This is a genomic window from Methylotenera sp. L2L1, assembly GCF_000744605.1.
Taxonomy (GTDB): domain Bacteria; phylum Pseudomonadota; class Gammaproteobacteria; order Burkholderiales; family Methylophilaceae; genus Methylotenera.
In genome coordinates this window covers 1425073-1440214 of record NZ_JQMG01000001.1, presented here as the reverse complement: position 1 = coordinate 1440214, position 15142 = coordinate 1425073, and the positions used below count along the sequence as shown (strand labels likewise).

The 15142-nt window shown below is 44.3% G+C and carries 20 protein-coding genes; 17 read left to right on the top strand and 3 right to left on the bottom strand.

The window, feature by feature from the left end; translation table 11 throughout:
• Positions 1-114: 114 nt before the first annotated feature.
• The 11 genes from pcnB to FG24_RS06840 all read left to right on the top strand — a co-directional run bounded on the left by pcnB (position 115) and on the right by FG24_RS06840 (position 8645).
• Positions 115-1557: a polynucleotide adenylyltransferase PcnB gene (gene pcnB, locus FG24_RS06890; RefSeq protein ID WP_036302186.1), complete on the top strand. Its 1443-nt coding sequence runs from the start codon at positions 115-117 to the stop codon at positions 1555-1557.
• On the top strand, positions 1554-2048 hold the full coding sequence (folK, locus tag FG24_RS06885; protein ID WP_369797028.1) for a 2-amino-4-hydroxy-6-hydroxymethyldihydropteridine diphosphokinase: 495 nt from the start codon (positions 1554-1556) through the stop codon (positions 2046-2048). The genes pcnB and folK overlap by 4 nt, the downstream gene beginning before the upstream one ends.
• A gap of 3 nt (positions 2049-2051) precedes the next feature.
• Entirely contained in the window at positions 2052-2699 is a 648-nt protein-coding gene (locus tag FG24_RS06880) for a deoxynucleoside kinase (RefSeq protein WP_019897467.1), read from the top strand.
• An 18-nt stretch (positions 2700-2717) separates the two neighbouring features.
• Positions 2718-3530 (top strand): 3-methyl-2-oxobutanoate hydroxymethyltransferase, encoded by an 813-nt coding sequence (gene panB, locus FG24_RS06875; protein WP_036302184.1) that lies wholly within the window; start codon positions 2718-2720, stop codon positions 3528-3530.
• A gap of 20 nt (positions 3531-3550) precedes the next feature.
• Positions 3551-4402 (top strand): pantoate--beta-alanine ligase, encoded by an 852-nt coding sequence (panC, locus tag FG24_RS06870; RefSeq protein ID WP_036302183.1) that lies wholly within the window; start codon positions 3551-3553, stop codon positions 4400-4402.
• 45 nt (positions 4403-4447) lie between these two features.
• On the top strand, positions 4448-4828 hold the full coding sequence (gene panD / locus FG24_RS06865) for an aspartate 1-decarboxylase (RefSeq protein ID WP_019897462.1): 381 nt from the start codon (positions 4448-4450) through the stop codon (positions 4826-4828).
• On the top strand, positions 4829-5218 hold the full coding sequence (gene rsfS, locus FG24_RS06860; protein ID WP_036302182.1) for a ribosome silencing factor: 390 nt from the start codon (positions 4829-4831) through the stop codon (positions 5216-5218). It begins immediately after the preceding gene.
• A gap of 91 nt (positions 5219-5309) precedes the next feature.
• The gene (gene rlmH / locus FG24_RS06855) at positions 5310-5777 is read left to right on the top strand and encodes a 23S rRNA (pseudouridine(1915)-N(3))-methyltransferase RlmH (protein WP_036302181.1); all 468 of its coding nucleotides are present in this window, start codon (positions 5310-5312) and stop codon (positions 5775-5777) included.
• A gap of 139 nt (positions 5778-5916) precedes the next feature.
• Entirely contained in the window at positions 5917-6174 is a 258-nt protein-coding gene (locus FG24_RS06850; protein ID WP_036302180.1) for a hypothetical protein, read from the top strand.
• Positions 6175-6261: 87 nt separating this feature from the next.
• Entirely contained in the window at positions 6262-7686 is a 1425-nt protein-coding gene (locus FG24_RS06845) for a cryptochrome/photolyase family protein (RefSeq protein ID WP_036304047.1), read from the top strand.
• A 224-nt stretch (positions 7687-7910) separates the two neighbouring features.
• Positions 7911-8645 (top strand): MlaA family lipoprotein, encoded by a 735-nt coding sequence (locus FG24_RS06840; protein WP_036302179.1) that lies wholly within the window; start codon positions 7911-7913, stop codon positions 8643-8645.
• Between the two features lie 222 nt (positions 8646-8867).
• On the opposite strand, the gene pmbA is transcribed toward FG24_RS06840, so the two are convergent.
• Complete coding sequence (gene pmbA, locus FG24_RS06835) at positions 8868-10208, bottom strand: metalloprotease PmbA (RefSeq protein ID WP_036302177.1); 1341 nt, start codon at positions 10206-10208, stop codon at positions 8868-8870.
• A 66-nt stretch (positions 10209-10274) separates the two neighbouring features.
• Here pmbA and yjgA point away from each other — a divergent pair, with 66 nt between their 5' ends.
• Both yjgA and FG24_RS06825 read left to right on the top strand, forming a co-directional pair.
• Positions 10275-10844: a ribosome biogenesis factor YjgA gene (gene yjgA / locus FG24_RS06830; RefSeq protein ID WP_036302176.1), complete on the top strand. Its 570-nt coding sequence runs from the start codon at positions 10275-10277 to the stop codon at positions 10842-10844.
• 105 nt (positions 10845-10949) lie between these two features.
• Positions 10950-11180, top strand: a complete 231-nt coding sequence (locus FG24_RS06825) for a sulfurtransferase TusA family protein (protein ID WP_036302175.1) — start codon at positions 10950-10952, stop codon at positions 11178-11180.
• 174 nt (positions 11181-11354) lie between these two features.
• Here the strand turns inward: FG24_RS06825 and FG24_RS06820 are convergent, their stop codons facing one another.
• Positions 11355-12137: a PDZ domain-containing protein gene (locus tag FG24_RS06820; RefSeq protein WP_051901463.1), complete on the bottom strand. Its 783-nt coding sequence runs from the start codon at positions 12135-12137 to the stop codon at positions 11355-11357.
• Positions 12138-12200: 63 nt separating this feature from the next.
• Between FG24_RS06820 and mog the strand changes: the two genes are divergently transcribed.
• From mog to FG24_RS06800, 4 genes are read left to right on the top strand one after another with little or no spacing between them, the layout of a single operon-like run.
• The gene (mog, locus tag FG24_RS06815; RefSeq protein ID WP_036304044.1) at positions 12201-12800 is read left to right on the top strand and encodes a molybdopterin adenylyltransferase; all 600 of its coding nucleotides are present in this window, start codon (positions 12201-12203) and stop codon (positions 12798-12800) included.
• Positions 12801-12812: 12 nt separating this feature from the next.
• The gene (gene thiL, locus FG24_RS06810; protein ID WP_036302174.1) at positions 12813-13763 is read left to right on the top strand and encodes a thiamine-phosphate kinase; all 951 of its coding nucleotides are present in this window, start codon (positions 12813-12815) and stop codon (positions 13761-13763) included.
• Positions 13756-14253 (top strand): phosphatidylglycerophosphatase A family protein, encoded by a 498-nt coding sequence (locus FG24_RS06805; protein WP_081880950.1) that lies wholly within the window; start codon positions 13756-13758, stop codon positions 14251-14253. Before thiL ends, FG24_RS06805 begins: the two co-directional genes overlap by 8 nt.
• Positions 14232-14714 (top strand): CinA family protein, encoded by a 483-nt coding sequence (locus FG24_RS06800; protein ID WP_036302171.1) that lies wholly within the window; start codon positions 14232-14234, stop codon positions 14712-14714. Before FG24_RS06805 ends, FG24_RS06800 begins: the two co-directional genes overlap by 22 nt.
• Before the next feature lie 2 nt (positions 14715-14716).
• On the opposite strand, the gene FG24_RS06795 is transcribed toward FG24_RS06800, so the two are convergent.
• On the bottom strand, positions 14717-15028 hold the full coding sequence (locus FG24_RS06795; RefSeq protein ID WP_036302170.1) for a hypothetical protein: 312 nt from the start codon (positions 15026-15028) through the stop codon (positions 14717-14719).
• Positions 15029-15142: the final 114 nt, after the last annotated feature.

The window sequence follows — 15142 nt, the reverse complement described above, 5'->3', positions numbered from 1 at the left end:
ATATCGTGAGCTTTTATCGCACCCATTCTAAAGTTAGGATAATTTAATCAACCATCCTAACTTTAGAATCAATACAATTTTAGAATCGATACTAGGTTAAGCTATAATTTCACCATGATAAGAAAACTGTTCAACAAAATCTTTAAGCCTAAACTGGCGAAAACTGGGCACGAAGCACCAGTACGAGCCAAGCCAGAGAACGCAAAATCACAGCAGAACACACGCCCCATCTTAGGCACAAAGAAGTCAGCTAAAAAAAGAGGCAGCAATACGGACAGTGCTGCCATCATTCCATTCAAAAAGCACCAAATAGACCGTAAACTGTTAAGCAATGCCGCAATAAAAACGATTGAAGGCCTGCAAAAAGCAGGATTTGAAGCCTATATTGTGGGAGGTGCTGTACGCGACTTACTGTTACAGCGCGTGCCTAAAGACTTTGATGTAGCTACAGATGCCACGCCTGAAGAAGTTAACCGCGTATTTAGACGCTCGCGCATCATCGGCAGACGCTTTAGGCTGGTACATGTGTTATTTGGCGATGAAACCATTGAGGTTTCTACATTTCGCGGTCACCACGAAGCCAAAGGTGACGCGCATACCAACGAAAGTGGCCGCATCATTCGCGATAACGTATTTGGCAGCTTAGAAGAAGACGCCACCCGCCGTGACTTTACCGCCAACGCACTGTATTACGACCCAACCAGCGAAGAAGTACTAGACTTTCACCAAGGGTTTGCGGATATTCAAGCTGGCATACTCCGCATGATAGGCAAGCCTGAGACACGCTACGCCGAAGACCCGGTGCGTATGCTGCGTGTTGTGCGACTATCAGCCAAGCTCGGGCTGCAAATCGACCCAGCCACCATGGCGCCCATTGCAAAAATGGCAGACTTATTAGAAGACGTACCACCTAGCCGCCTGTTTGATGAAATGCTCAAACTGTTTTTATCTGGCCACGCCATTGAAAGTGTCGCGGCACTGCGCAAGCAACACCTACACCACGGCTTACTGCCAATGTTGGATGTTGTGCTAGAGCAGCCAATGGGTGAGCGCTTTGTCATGCTTGCACTCCAAAACACAGACAATCGCATTTTGTCTGGCAAGTCCGCCAACCCTAGTTTTTTATTTGCTACTTTGCTTTGGCATGAGGTGTTAGCCGCTTGGGAAGTGTATAAAAATGATGGTAACCCACCTATACCAGCACTACATATGGCGATGAGCGAGGTACTTGCCTCACAAGCAGAGAAACTAGCGATTCATAATCGCTATACCGCTACGATGAAAGAAATTTGGGGCATGCAACCGCGCTTTGAACAGCGCTCAGGTAAGCGTCCTTTTGGCTTACTCATACACCCACGCTATCGCGCAGGCTACGACTTCTTACTATTACGCTGTGAATCAGGCGAGCTACCAGCAGAGTTAGGCACTTGGTGGACCAGCTTTGCAGAGGCCGACAACGAAACACGCCAAGCAATGTTGGAGGCAGATACCGCCCCTAAAAAACGTAGAAAAAGAAATCGTAAAAAGCCAAGTAGCACTGCACCGTCCGAATCATGATGAATCGAGCATTTGTTGCGCTTGGCAGCAATTTAGAAGACCCCAAGACACAGGTGAAACAGGCATTGATTGCTTTAGGCCGCCTACCTGAAACACGCCTTATCAAGCAATCATCACTTTATCAAACCGCACCGATTGATTGTATTGATACGGCGCCAGATTTCATCAATGCAGTAGCTGAAATTGAAACCTCATTGCAGCCTGAAGCCTTGCTAGACGCTATTCTAGACATAGAAAATCACGCAGGGCGCGAACGCCCTTACATTAATGCACCACGGGTATTAGATTGTGATTTGTTGCTATATGAAGATGTAACATTAGAGACCACAAAACTAACCCTACCCCACCCGCGCATGCATACGCGCGGGTTTGTTTTATTGCCATTATTTGAAATCGCACCGGATATTTCTATTCCGAATCATGGCAAAATAGCTACATTCATGACACCTGACCTGTTGTTAGGTATCAAAAAATTACCATCCCTTAGTTAAAACATGAGCATTTTTAATAAATTTCCATATATCGTTGTTGAAGGCCCTATCGGCAGTGGCAAAACCACGCTAGCAAAAATGTTAGCTGATAAATTTCCAGTCGACTACCTGTCTGAAAAAGCAGAAGCCAACCCTTTTCTGCCTCGTTTTTACCAAGATGCCCAACGCTATGGTCTCCCTACGCAGCTATTCTTTTTGTTTCAGCGTGCCAATCAAATCAAAGACCTAAGCCAGCGCGACATGTTTGCCAAACCGATTGTGGCAGACTTTTTTTTAGAAAAAGACCCGATTTTTGCAAGACTCAATCTAGATGATGAAGAATATGCGTTGTATCATCAAATCTACCAACATTTACAACTTAAGGCACCCAAACCTGACTTGGTGATTTATCTACAAACACCGATAGATGCGTTAATGGAACGCATTGAAGAGCGCAGCGTGAGTTACGAGCAGGATATTCCACGAGAATACATAGAGCGGCTGGCAAATGCCTATAGTGAATTCTTTCACAACTACGATGCCTCACCTGTGCTGGTTGTGAATAATGAGAAATTAAATATTCTTAAAAATGACAGCTCACTTAACTTACTGTTAAATCGCATCATGCAGATTAAAGGACAACGTGAGTTCTTTAATCCAAACTTTGAATAGTTTTTGAGCATACTAAACATGACATTAACCAAGCTACATGAAATGGCGGACCGTGGCGAGAAAATTGCCATGCTCACCAGCTACGATGCAACATTTGCTAAATTAATGGAGCACGCAGGCGTTGATATTTTATTAGTGGGTGACTCGCTCGGCATGGTATTACAGGGTGCTGAAAACACCCTCAATGTAAGCATGCACCACATGACTTATCACACCAAAAGTGTTGCAGCTGGTGCACCTAACGCTTTGATTATTGCAGACATGCCTGTAGGCAGTTACGAACACGACAACGAAGCCGCCTACAAAAATGCCTTATGGTTAATCCGCTCAGGCGCGCAAATGGTCAAGTTTGAAGGTGGCGGCGACCGAGTGCATACAGCACGCTACCTGATTGAGCGAGGCATCCCGGTCTGCGCGCATCTAGGCTTCACACCACAATCTGTAAATCAACTAGGTGGCTACAAAATCCAAGGTAAAACTGAAGAAAGCGCCCATCAAATCACGCAAGATGCCATCGACATGAGCAATGCCGGCGTGAGCATGATTGTGCTAGAAATGGTACCGGCTACGTTGGCTAAACATATCACCGAATCTATCAAAGCACTCACCATTGGCATTGGCGCTGGCGTAGATTGCGATGGTCAAGTACTGGTTATCCAAGATTTACTTGGTATTTATAATGGCGCAGCCAGCAAACACCCTAGCGAATTCAAAGCGCCCCGTTTTGTGAAAAACTTTTTATGTGAAACTAATAGTGTTCAGCAAGCGGTTAGCAACTATGTCAAAGCCGTTAAAGACAAAACCTTCCCTGCACCTGAGCACAGCTACTAAATATTACTTAGCAAAACACCATGCAACGCATCCACACTGTTAATGAACTAAGAAGCACACTAAAAACACAAAAGAACATTGCATTCGTACCTACCATGGGCAATCTGCATGACGGCCACATCGCCCTTGTCAGCCTCGCCAAGCAGCATGGTCAATATGTAGTGGCAAGCATCTTTGTTAACCCGCTACAATTTGGTCCCAATGAAGATTTAGCCAACTATCCGCGCACACTAGACGCGGATTGTAAAAGACTGGCAGATGCCGGTGCAGACATTGTATTTGTACCTAGTGTTCAAGAAATGTATCCAGATTTTGATGGTGAACATTTGAACCAGACCATGACCATCACCCCGCCGCCTATCGCAGCAGAGCTATGCGGCGCCTCACGCCCAGGTCACTTTGCAGGCGTAGCCACTGTCGTAATGAAGTTATTTAATTTAGTGATGCCGCAAGTGGCGATATTTGGCAAAAAAGACTTTCAGCAGGTGTTTGTCATTAAAGAGCTGGTGAGACAGTTTAATTTACCAATCCAGATTATTGCGGGCGACACCGTGCGTGAACCAAGCGGACTAGCCATGAGCTCGCGTAACGGCTATTTAACACCAGCACAGAAAACAGAAGCGGCACAACTACACCAATGCCTAGCTAACATCGTGCATGCGGTAAAACAAGGCAATACCCACTTTGCAGATCTAGAGCAGTCAGCATCGCAAACACTAACCCAGCAGGGCTGGCTGGTAGACTATATATCAGTGCGCGCGACCAGCACGTTAAAGCCCGCAACGAACCAAGACAACGAACTTGTTGTCTTAGCTGCTGCGAAACTAGGCAATACAAGACTGATTGATAATATTGATTTTTGCGCTAAGTGATTGAAAAGACTATAATGCAATCCCTTTTGAAAAACGGTTAAGCACATGCAAAGAACCATGCTTAAATCTAAGTTGCACCGCGTACACGTCACGCATTCTGAACTACACTACGAAGGTAGCTGTGCAATAGATGAAGAATTGCTAGAAGCGGCGAATATTCACGAATACGAGCAAATCAGTATTTACAACGTCACCAATGGTGAGCGTTTCTCTACTTATGCGATTCGTGCTGAGCGCCACTCTGGCATTATCTCGGTGAACGGTGCTGCCGCGCACAAGGCAGACCCTAAAGATATTATTATTATCGCAAGTTATGCGAGTTATAGTGAAATTGAGCTCGAAAAATTTACCCCAACATTAATTTATGTGGATCAAGAAAACCGCATAAAATCTCAACGCAATGCAATACCAGCACAGGCCGCTTAAATGACACAAGACACCCCGAAAGCCGCTTCTAAGAATGTAGATTTAGAAGCTATGAAAAACGCAGTAGTTGATGCAATTGAAGATATTAAAGGTTTTGATATCAGCGTGATGGATGTGCGTAAGCTCACTAGCATGACTAATTACATGATTGTTGCTTCAGCCAACTCTAGCCGCCAGGCGAAAGCTGTTGCAGATAACGTCAGAGAAAAAATCAAGGAAAAAGGCTTCGCGATTCGCGGCACTGAAGGCGAAAAAGAAGGTGAATGGGTATTGGTCGACTTAGACGACATCGTCGTCCATATTATGGTACCAGCAACCCGCGCTTATTATAATCTTGAGCAATTATGGGGCGAAGCAGAGTCACGCCGCAGCCACATTAAACCTGTTTAAACCAATATTAATACCCTGCGCCAAGTGGTGCAGGGCTTAGTTGCGTTTGCATTAAAGTTCACTACCACATTTCAGTTACCTCTAAAGCCAATTGAAACTTCGGATTATTTCTGTCGGTCACAAAATGCCAAGCTGGGTAGAAACAGCCTGTGCAGAATACATCAAACGCATGCCGCGCGAACTTAGCATTGAAATTGTTGAAATCAAACCCGACAAACGTGCAGATGGTAAAAACAGTGCCGTTGTCCAAGAAGCCGAGGCCAAGCGAATTATTGAAGCTGCTGGCAAAGACTTCTTAATCGTTTGCGACGAACGCGGACAAGAGGTCACCACACTACAACTTGCCGAAAAAATGAAGTTTTGGCAAACCCTAGGCAAAGACATTAGCATCGTTGTAGGTGGGGCAGATGGCATTCACGCCAGCCTTAAGCAGCAAGCTGATTGGCTGTGGGGCTTATCCAAGCTCACCCTACCCCACGCCTTTGTACGCGTACTGCTGTGCGAACAACTCTACCGCGCACACTCCGTAATTCAAAATCACCCCTACCATCGAGAATAAATACTTACGCTTCTGGCATGTTTAATGCTTAGTTAAGTAATATCAATCACATAAGTGCCTCATTTAGGTTACAAGCGCACCATTAAATTGCATTTGTTAAGTGATAAGCACTTTTTTAGAATAATTCTCTGGGGTCATTATGGATAATCAATGTTTAGTTGTATTGTCAAAATTCTCTGTAGCAGCTAGAAAAATAATAGGTGCAGTCAACCCAGCCAAATTAATTAAAGATCGCAAATATGCGACCGAAGTTTTTGAACAAGTAGATGCTCTCGGCGATGAGGAACTTATCCTTTTATCACTAGACTTACAATTACTGCTTGGTTTACTTACGCCGTCAAGCAACGAAGCCGCACCAGCAACACCAGGCAAATATATGATGGGTGCAAGAAGCTAAACAAAATTCAATGACACGTTGGTGTCGATGATAAGTACTGACGCAACTGGGGTAGAATCACTCAACTTAACGATTGACTTATCCCATATGCAATATTCAAAATCTCTGGTCTGGTTTCGTCGTGATTTGCGCGACTATGATCACGCAGCGCTTTACTACGCACTCAAAAAATCACAACAAGTTTATTGCGTATTCATTTTTGATACAGAGATCTTAGATCAGCTGAGCAATAAGACAGACCGTCGTGTAGAGTTTATTTGGGAGAGCGTCAAAGAGCTCAAAGCTGCACTCCAAAAGAACGGTGGAGATTTAATCGTACTGCACGGCAGTGCGGCGAATGAAATTCCGCAATTAGCTCAGTCTTTACAAGTACAGGCAATATTCACTAATCACGACTATGAGCCCAGCGCTATCGCGCGCGACACTCAAGTTGCGCAATGTCTACAAAGACACAACATTGATTTTCACCATTACAAAGACCAAGTCATTTTTGAAAAAGATGAGGTTTTAACCATGGCCCACAAGCCATATAGCGTATTTACCCCTTACAAAAACATGTGGCTAAAAAACGTTAACGACTTTTATCTTAGACCCTACCCAGTCGATACTTATCTACAAAACCTCGCCAAAGTTCAGCCACAACCGCTTAATAGCCTTGAGTCACTAGGGTTTCAACGTACAAATTTATCCAGCATGCGTCTACCTACCGGCATGAGTGGCGCGGCATCACTGTTTGCTGACTTTGTAGACCGCATTAAATATTACAAAGAAGCGCGCGACTTTCCAGCAATAAAAGGGGTGTCTTATCTATCAGTGCATTTACGCTTCGGCACTATCTCTATCCGCCAACTTGCCAGAACGGCATTACAAATGGGTGGCTTAGGTGCAGAAACATGGACGTCCGAGCTCATCTGGCGTGATTTTTATTTTCAAATACTACATCACAACCCACAGCTTGACACAGGCAAAGCCTTTAAACCTGAGTTTGAAGCTATCCCTTTCCCAAACGACACAAAACTGTTTACAGCATGGTGTGAAGGAAACACGGGGTATCCACTAGTCGATGCTGCAATGAGGCAACTCAACAATACTGGCTTTATGCATAACCGCCTCAGAATGGTCGCTGCCAGCTTTTTAGTCAAAGACCTGCTCATAGACTGGCGCTGGGGTGAGCGCTATTTTGCAGAAAAATTGATTGATTTTGATTTCAGCGCCAATAACGGCGGATGGCAATGGGCAGCCTCTACCGGCTGTGACGCCCAGCCTTGGTTTAGAATCTTCAACCCCACTACCCAAAGTGAGCGTTTTGATGCGAATGGTAAATTTATTCGCAAATATGTCACTGAACTAGCAAACTGCAACGACAAAGAAATTCACGCACCATGGCTAATGTCAGCAGAGCGGCAGTCAACGATCAAAACTGTGATTGGGCAAGACTATCCAAAACCAATAGTTGACCACGCCACTCAACGCGAACGAGTACTGGGCTTATATAAACACATGACGATTTAATTAGGGTTTTCTAACATTTAAACTAGAATAAATGGTGGCAACCATGTCAAAAACACCATTAATTCAAGACATCACTGATGACTGAATATTTGTTGCATAAATGTAACAAATGGTTTAATTTACAAACGTTAACAATCTGCTGAGTCGCTATCCATATTTAGTTGCAAATAAATTGATATAATGACCCCACATTCGATAAGTCTTTAAATAAGAAACATAAAAAAATGCATAAAAAAATATTCTGTTTATTCGCGTCTTGTCTACTTGCCATGATGATGACTGGTTGTGCATCTCAGGCGAATAAAGACCCGTTAGAAAGCATTAACCGTGGTGTTTATAAATTTAATGACGTCACAGACAAAGCAGTTTTCAAACCAGTTGCGACTGCCTACAAAACAGTCGCTCCTTCGCCTATCCGTACTGGCGTTAATAACTTTTTTAACAATCTAGGCTCGGTGACCAATATACTGAACAATCTACTTCAGTTTAAATTTGCCAATGCATTCAGCGAAACGGGCCGCTTTGTCATCAACAGCACTTTCGGCTTAGCCGGCTTGATCGACGTTGCCGGTATGGACAAAATTCCTGTTCATAAAGAAGATTTCGGCCAAACGTTAGGTTACTGGGGAGTTGGTTCAGGTGCTTACCTAGTGCTGCCATTCGTAGGCCCATCTACTGTTCGCGACACAACAGGTTTAATTGTTGATACAACCACATCAGACCCTATTACCTACACACACAATATTGGTGAGATTCGCCTGCACAACCAACTACGTGCTGCTCAGTTTATTGATAAACGTACAGAGCTACTTGATGCAAAAGACCTCGTTGATGACGCATCACTTGATCCTTATGCATTCATGCGTGATGCTTACCTACAAAGACGTGCAAGCCTTATTCAAGATGGTTTAGTACCAACTGACTTGATTAAAGACGAGTTCTTCGAAGAAGATAAATAAACAGGTATTCAATTAAAAAGCCCACTATCAAGTGGGCTTTTTAATTTTTCGGGAGTGAGCTATATCTATTGAGCCAAAGTTTGGCATCACCGCTTTACTAAAAGGTAAAGCCCCAGATGGTGGAAGCACGGAAGCCAAATGCTGGCTCATACGTCAAAGCAGATTATTCACACGCTTAAAACCGTAAAGGTCTTGTCCGTGGAATATATCTGCTAAAGCAGATTATTCACACGCCACAGTCATGCGTTCGATTAAGATGGAGCCAACCTGCTTAGAGCCTTGTACCAATACATCATTACCGATTGCCACAATCATTTTTAGCATCTCGGCCATATTGCTGGCAATCGTAATTTCTTCCACCGGATGCACAATCACACCATTCTCAACCCAGTAGCCAGCAGCGCCACGCGAGTAATCCCCTGTCACCATATTCAGACCATGGCCCAACAGTTCAGTCACAACCAGCCCGGTTCCCATCTCTTTTAATAGCCCAGCAAAATCCAGTACGCCAGATTGCACGATTAAATTATGGTTACCGCCTGCATTACCGGTAGTTTTTAACCCTAGTTTCCTAGCTGAGTAGCTAGAAAGCACATAGCCTTGCAAGACACCATCTTTCACTAATTGGCGCGGCGTAGTCGTCACGCCTTCGTTATCAAACGGGCTGCTTGCCAAGCCTCTTTTAATATAGGGGTCTTCATCAATATTTAATAAGGGTGACGCTACTTGCTGACCTAAGCTATTCAGCAAAAATGAAGATTTACGATATAAATTACCGCCAGAGATTGCGCTAATCAGCGTTGAAATCAAACCACTGGCCAGCGGCGCTTCAAACAACACTGGCACCTGACAAGTTTTTATCTTTCTTGAGTTTAAACGCTTAACCGTGCGTTCTCCGGCAAGCTTACCTATCTCTACCGCCGGCTGTAAGTCTGCAGCTGCGCGTGCAGTGGCATACCAATAATCACGTTGCATGCTATCGTCAGACTCTGCAATTACCGAGCAACTAAGTCCATGACGTGAACTTGGGTAACCACCTGTGAATCCATGACTATTGCTGTAAGCAAAAAAACCTGTGCCTGTGGATATACTAGCCCCTTCAGAGTTGCTAATACGCTTATCTACAGCCAAGGCCGCCTCTTCACATTGTTTAGCGATTAAAACGGCTTCATCTACAGACAAATCCCAAGGGTGATGCAAGTCCAAGTCCTGAACGGTTTTAGCCATTAAATCAGCGTCAGCCAAGCCACAAAAATCGTCCTTGGCCGTGTATTTAGCGATATTGCAAGCAGCAGCAACGGTATCTTTCAGCGCTTGGGATGATAAGTCTGACGTGCTGGCATGGCCTTTTTGTTTGCCAAAATAAACCGTGACGGACATGCCCTTATCACGGTTATATTCAATATGCTCAACCTCCTGCATACGTACAGAAACGTTTTGTCCGATGCTCAAACTCAACTCAGCCTCGGCCTGACTCGCGCCAAGCGTCTTGGCAACTTTAAGCACGTCTTCTGACATCTGCTTAATTTCATCTAATGTATAACTAAAACCCGAATCTGACATAACGCTTTCTACTATAAAAAAATGTACGTTAATAACTCAACTGCATAACTGATATAATACCTCAGCATGAAACCTAAAAAGACAACAAAAGACACAGAATTAAGCAATGATGCAAATTTAGATGCAGACTTGCCTACGAGTAAAACCAAACTTAAAGCTGAAGCGGATGCCCAGCAGGCACTTGGTGTGAGGCTATCCGAGCTACCTAAAGATAAACTCATCAAGCTTAATCTACCTGAAGAGTTATTCACGGCAGTGATGGATACTAAGAAAATCACCGCAAATGGTGCAATACGCCGCCATCGGCAATACTTAGGCCGCCTGATGCGTGAAGTTGACACTGCGCCCATTATTGAGCAGCTATCGCGTTGGGAAGGGAAAAATACCGCCGAAAATGCTTATTTCCATGGACTAGAGCGCTGGCGTGATCGCCTCATCAGCGACGCCAATGCGTTATCTGAGTTTATGGCGCTGCATCCAGCTACTGACAGCCAGCAGCTCCGCGCGCTTATTCGTAATGCACAAAAAGAACATCTCGCCAACAAACCTCCAAAAAGCAGTAGAGAGATTTTTAAACTACTGCGCGAGATTACTAGCAGTGAAACACCTGCAGATGAAGACGAGCCAGAAGCATAAGCCCTGCGTTTGTCACCTCTCCAGGTAATTCAATAATACATTTGTCAATCGCATACTATTGCAATCGCAATTATTTTGGTATGCAGCAACAAGGTAGCAAAAATCATGTCTATAAATTTCAACACTGTTCTTGATGTTCGCCATGAAGATAGCCCGATTCCAACCATTCGTACCAAAGAGGCATTGGATGCTTTACCTAGCGGGGATATATTAAAAGTAATTACCAGCAAAGAAAGTACCGTTAAGAACATACGTACACTCGTGGCAAACAATCCATTTACGTTGCTACAAGAACTAAAAAATGAAGAAGGCTTTGTTTTTTTAATTCAAAAGTAATGCTAAACAAGTGCTGATTCATTTCATACAAGCAGTCATCGAAATAAATCAGCCTCATTGGACGTGTACTGTATATGCGCTAATGGGTTCTTCAAACTGCTAAAAGTTAGCACCAGCATTTGATGCTAGACATGTTTAAGCCAGACAAATCGCGCTTCACTTAAACAGCGTAATTTACTTGCGCGCATTTAACTGTACGAGGTGCTTCATTTCAACGTCGCCTCGCTGAAACTCAACTGGTACTTTTTGGCCGGCATACCGTTTGACTGCTGCGAATAAATCATCAGCATTATTTAAGGTTACCTCACCCAATTTAAGCAGGGCATCCCCCCGCGCCAAACCCATGCCTGATGCTGGTGAGTCTTTAATCACTGCAATCACCTTCAAACCCGGCAGGTCTTTAGGAGTAGCCTCATCCGCGCTAGTTTGTTTGAGCTTGATGACATGCACACCAAACAAAGGCATTGGTAGCTTAGCCCAATAACTTGCATGATAGTGATATTGCGTGGGCCCCTCTTCCAAATCGCTGGGGTCAATTTCGCCACTTTTATTCGCCGCCTCTTTAATTAGTTGCAACTTTGAACTCGCCGTTTGGGCTGACTCATACTTCTGATAAACCATGACGATGTCAGCGTTGATTGTCTTTGCATGTTGCAACGCAAGGTCAGATGATGCCTCCATTGCCGAAAAACCTGAAGTACCCATCAAATCATACCCATCTTCCAACATGGTAATGTTGTCTTCATCTTTGTGGTTGCCTACAAAAATCTTAGTCTCTGGCTTAGCTAGTAATGACCTCAAATCATTCGCGTTCTGCTTCTTATAATTTTGCTCGTAAGAGTTCTGATCCGCAGCATAAAGCTGATGCGCAAATATTGCCAGACCCAGACTTGCTAGGGAAAGCAACATCATTTTGGCTAAATTGCTATATGAATTTTTGGCACTAATCGCTGGCATAAAATATCCTTTGAGTTTGGTAATGGTATGATTCAGTCTTGCTTAAGTACTAGTGACACAAAAATGACCAAAGAATTCATTAAAATCGGATTAGTTTCAATAAGTGACCGTGCAAGTAGCGGCGAATATGAAGATAAAGGCATCCCTAGCTTACGTGCGTGGCTGACACAGACACTTTCTACACCATTTACACTTGAGGCACGACTCATCCCTGACGAACAAGATGAAATCGAATCGACACTAATAGATTTAGTAGATTTTCAAGACTGCCAACTCATCCTCACCACTGGCGGTACAGGGCCTGCCTTACGCGATGTCACGCCAGAAGCAACGCTTGCGGTCGCCGACAAGGAAATGCCAGGCTTTGGCGAACAAATGCGGCAGATTAGCCTAAACTTTGTGCCTACCGCGATTTTATCCAGACAAGTCGCCGTGATTCGCAAGCAATGTTTGATTATCAATCTACCTGGACAACCTAAAGCGATTGCACAAACATTGGAAGGCTTGAAAGATGAAACTGGAAACACGATAGTACATGGCATATTTGCGGCAGTCCCATATTGCATAGACTTACTTGCAACACCTGATAGTCCAATGCCAAGAATTGAAACCAATGAAACCATCGTAAAAGCATTTAGACCAAAATCGGCGCCAACCGCCTAATGCACAGCAAACATGTCCGAATTTAATTTAATTGCCCAATACTTTACACGCAACACCAAGCATGCAGACTTAGGCGTAGGTGATGACGCCGCATTACTTCGTGTGGCACAAGGCCAGCAATTAGCGATTTCAGCAGATATGCTGGTAGCAGGCACTCACTTCTTTCATGATGCAGCGGCTTATCATATAGGCTGGAAATCTTTAGCGGTGAACATATCAGACATGGCCGCAATGGGCGCACAGCCAAAGTGGGCAACGCTTGCGATTGCCTTGCCTGAAGTGAACGAGCCATGGCTGGCAGAGTTCTCCAAAGGCTTTTTCGCATGTGCAGACGCATTTAATGTCGATTTAATTGGTGGCGACACAACCAAAGGCCCATTAACGCTCAGCATACAAATCATGGGAGAAGTACCAACCGGCAAAGCAATCCAGCGTAGCGGGGCTAAAGCTGGTGATGATATATGGGTGTCAGGGATGATAGGCAGCGCAGCATTAGGGCTAGCTCACTTTCAAGGCAAAGTCACACTGGCAGAACCAACTTCATCTCACTGCCTCGCAGCCTTAAACACGCCTACGCCACGCGTTGCATTAGGGCTAGCGCTACGCGGGGTTGCCAATAGCTGCATTGATATCTCTGATGGCCTGACCGCAGACCTAAGCCATATACTTAAAGCATCCAATTTAGGTGCAAAACTCGCACTAGAGAATATCCACTGTGACGATTATTTACGGACACACTTAAATGATAGCAATATCCAACAGTGCATACTGGCAGGAGGCGATGACTACGAACTGCTATTTACTGCACCTAAATCACAACGTGATTATCTTCATCAATTAAGCCAACAGTTACAGCTACCACTTAGTTTAATTGGAGAAACGACGCCACAATTAGCGCTAATCATTACCCACCACCAACAAACGCTAGATATTTCTAAAAAAGGGTTTGATCATTTTGGCTAACAAACTTTCGCACCCTACATTTGAATTATTAATCTCACATCCTGCCCACTTTTTTGCATTAGGGTTTGGGACTGGGCTTGCCAAAAAAGCCCCCGGCACGTTTGGCACATTGGCTGGATTGCCGCTATTTTGGTTAATCCACACCTACACATTAACAACGCAATTAACATTAATCACCCTGCTCTTTTTAGTGGGCATTTATTTTTGCGAGAAAACAGGTAAGGCGCTAGGCGTATCAGACCATGGCAGCATTGTTTGGGACGAAATCGTCGCTATAATGTTAGTACTCACTTTCACCATTAACCAATGGTACTGGTGGTTAGTTGCATTTTTGTTATTCAGGTTGTTTGACATCTGGAAACCATTTCCAATCCATCAATGCGATGCTAAAGTAAAAGGTGGCTTAGGTGTGATGCTGGATGACCTACTGGCCGCAATTTACGCCATACTCAGCCTAAAGGCCTTGGAATGGACAATCACTCAATTTTAGCAACAGAGCTAGGCTTCAAGCTTAAGCGGCATGGTTACCTATTGGCGCTGGCAGAGTCATGCACAGGCGGTATGGCAGCACAAGCAGTAACCAGTATCGCAGGCAGTTCAGCATGGTTTGATAGAGGCTTCGTCACATACAGCAACAACGCCAAAACAGAAATGCTAAACGTTTCTAAAATTACGTTGGAAACATTTGGTGCGGTGAGCGAGCAAGTCGCGGCCGAAATGGCAACAGGCGCTTTAAAAAACAGCCGTGCTCATCTATCAGCGAGCATTACCGGCATCGCAGGACCAGATGGCGGTAGCCTAGAAAAACCGGTGGGCACAGTATGCTTCGCATGGGCAGGCACACACCTACCCACAACTACATGTACCAAGCAGTTTATAGGAAATCGCGCAGAAATCAGACAACAAGCCACCGCTTTTATGTTAGCGGGGCTGATTGAAAAACTAGCTTAGCATTATCTACGGTGTCCATCATGATGATGACCATGCCCGCGATGGTAACGATGATGGCGATGCCCTGAATAATAATACCCACTACCATATACAGTTGCAGGGTAATATTGATAAGCATAAGGTTCGGCATAGTAAACACGACGTGTTGGATAATACACAACAGGTGGTGCAGCATAGTACGTTACTGCTGGATACGCATAATAGCCAGGACCACCGATATTAATTGCCAAACTTACTGAATCACGCGCTTGAGCACTAGACAAAGTGGCGATGCCGATTACTAATGCCACTAATAATGAACGTAATACTTTCATTGTCACTCTCCTTAAAATTACACAACTACGCTTGTATTTAACGAATCACAAAACATCGCGTTGACTTCGCAAGCAAGATTATTATTTATTCATCACAATTGGCATAAATACACA

Bases quoted from the DNA above. Each gene is read 5' to 3' on its own strand.
- pmbA (WP_036302177.1), bottom strand. From the start codon at position 10,208: ATGTCAGATTCGGGTTTTAGTTATACATTAGATGAAATTAAGCAGATG.
- mog (WP_036304044.1), top strand. From the start codon at position 12,201: ATGACCAAAGAATTCATTAAAATCGGATTAGTTTCAATAAGTGACCGT.
- pcnB (WP_036302186.1), top strand. From the start codon at position 115: ATGATAAGAAAACTGTTCAACAAAATCTTTAAGCCTAAACTGGCGAAA.
- FG24_RS06840 (WP_036302179.1), top strand. From the start codon at position 7,911: ATGCATAAAAAAATATTCTGTTTATTCGCGTCTTGTCTACTTGCCATG.
- thiL (WP_036302174.1), top strand. From the start codon at position 12,813: ATGTCCGAATTTAATTTAATTGCCCAATACTTTACACGCAACACCAAG.
- panD (WP_019897462.1), top strand. From the start codon at position 4,448: ATGCAAAGAACCATGCTTAAATCTAAGTTGCACCGCGTACACGTCACG.
- FG24_RS06795 (WP_036302170.1), bottom strand. From the start codon at position 15,028: ATGAAAGTATTACGTTCATTATTAGTGGCATTAGTAATCGGCATCGCC.
- panC (WP_036302183.1), top strand. From the start codon at position 3,551: ATGCAACGCATCCACACTGTTAATGAACTAAGAAGCACACTAAAAACA.
- FG24_RS06820 (WP_051901463.1), bottom strand. From the start codon at position 12,137: ATGCCAGCGATTAGTGCCAAAAATTCATATAGCAATTTAGCCAAAATG.
- panB (WP_036302184.1), top strand. From the start codon at position 2,718: ATGACATTAACCAAGCTACATGAAATGGCGGACCGTGGCGAGAAAATT.
- folK (WP_369797028.1), top strand. From the start codon at position 1,554: ATGATGAATCGAGCATTTGTTGCGCTTGGCAGCAATTTAGAAGACCCC.
- FG24_RS06825 (WP_036302175.1), top strand. From the start codon at position 10,950: ATGTCTATAAATTTCAACACTGTTCTTGATGTTCGCCATGAAGATAGC.
- FG24_RS06850 (WP_036302180.1), top strand. From the start codon at position 5,917: ATGGATAATCAATGTTTAGTTGTATTGTCAAAATTCTCTGTAGCAGCT.
- FG24_RS06800 (WP_036302171.1), top strand. From the start codon at position 14,232: ATGGACAATCACTCAATTTTAGCAACAGAGCTAGGCTTCAAGCTTAAG.
- FG24_RS06880 (WP_019897467.1), top strand. From the start codon at position 2,052: ATGAGCATTTTTAATAAATTTCCATATATCGTTGTTGAAGGCCCTATC.
- yjgA (WP_036302176.1), top strand. From the start codon at position 10,275: ATGAAACCTAAAAAGACAACAAAAGACACAGAATTAAGCAATGATGCA.
- FG24_RS06845 (WP_036304047.1), top strand. From the start codon at position 6,262: ATGCAATATTCAAAATCTCTGGTCTGGTTTCGTCGTGATTTGCGCGAC.
- rsfS (WP_036302182.1), top strand. From the start codon at position 4,829: ATGACACAAGACACCCCGAAAGCCGCTTCTAAGAATGTAGATTTAGAA.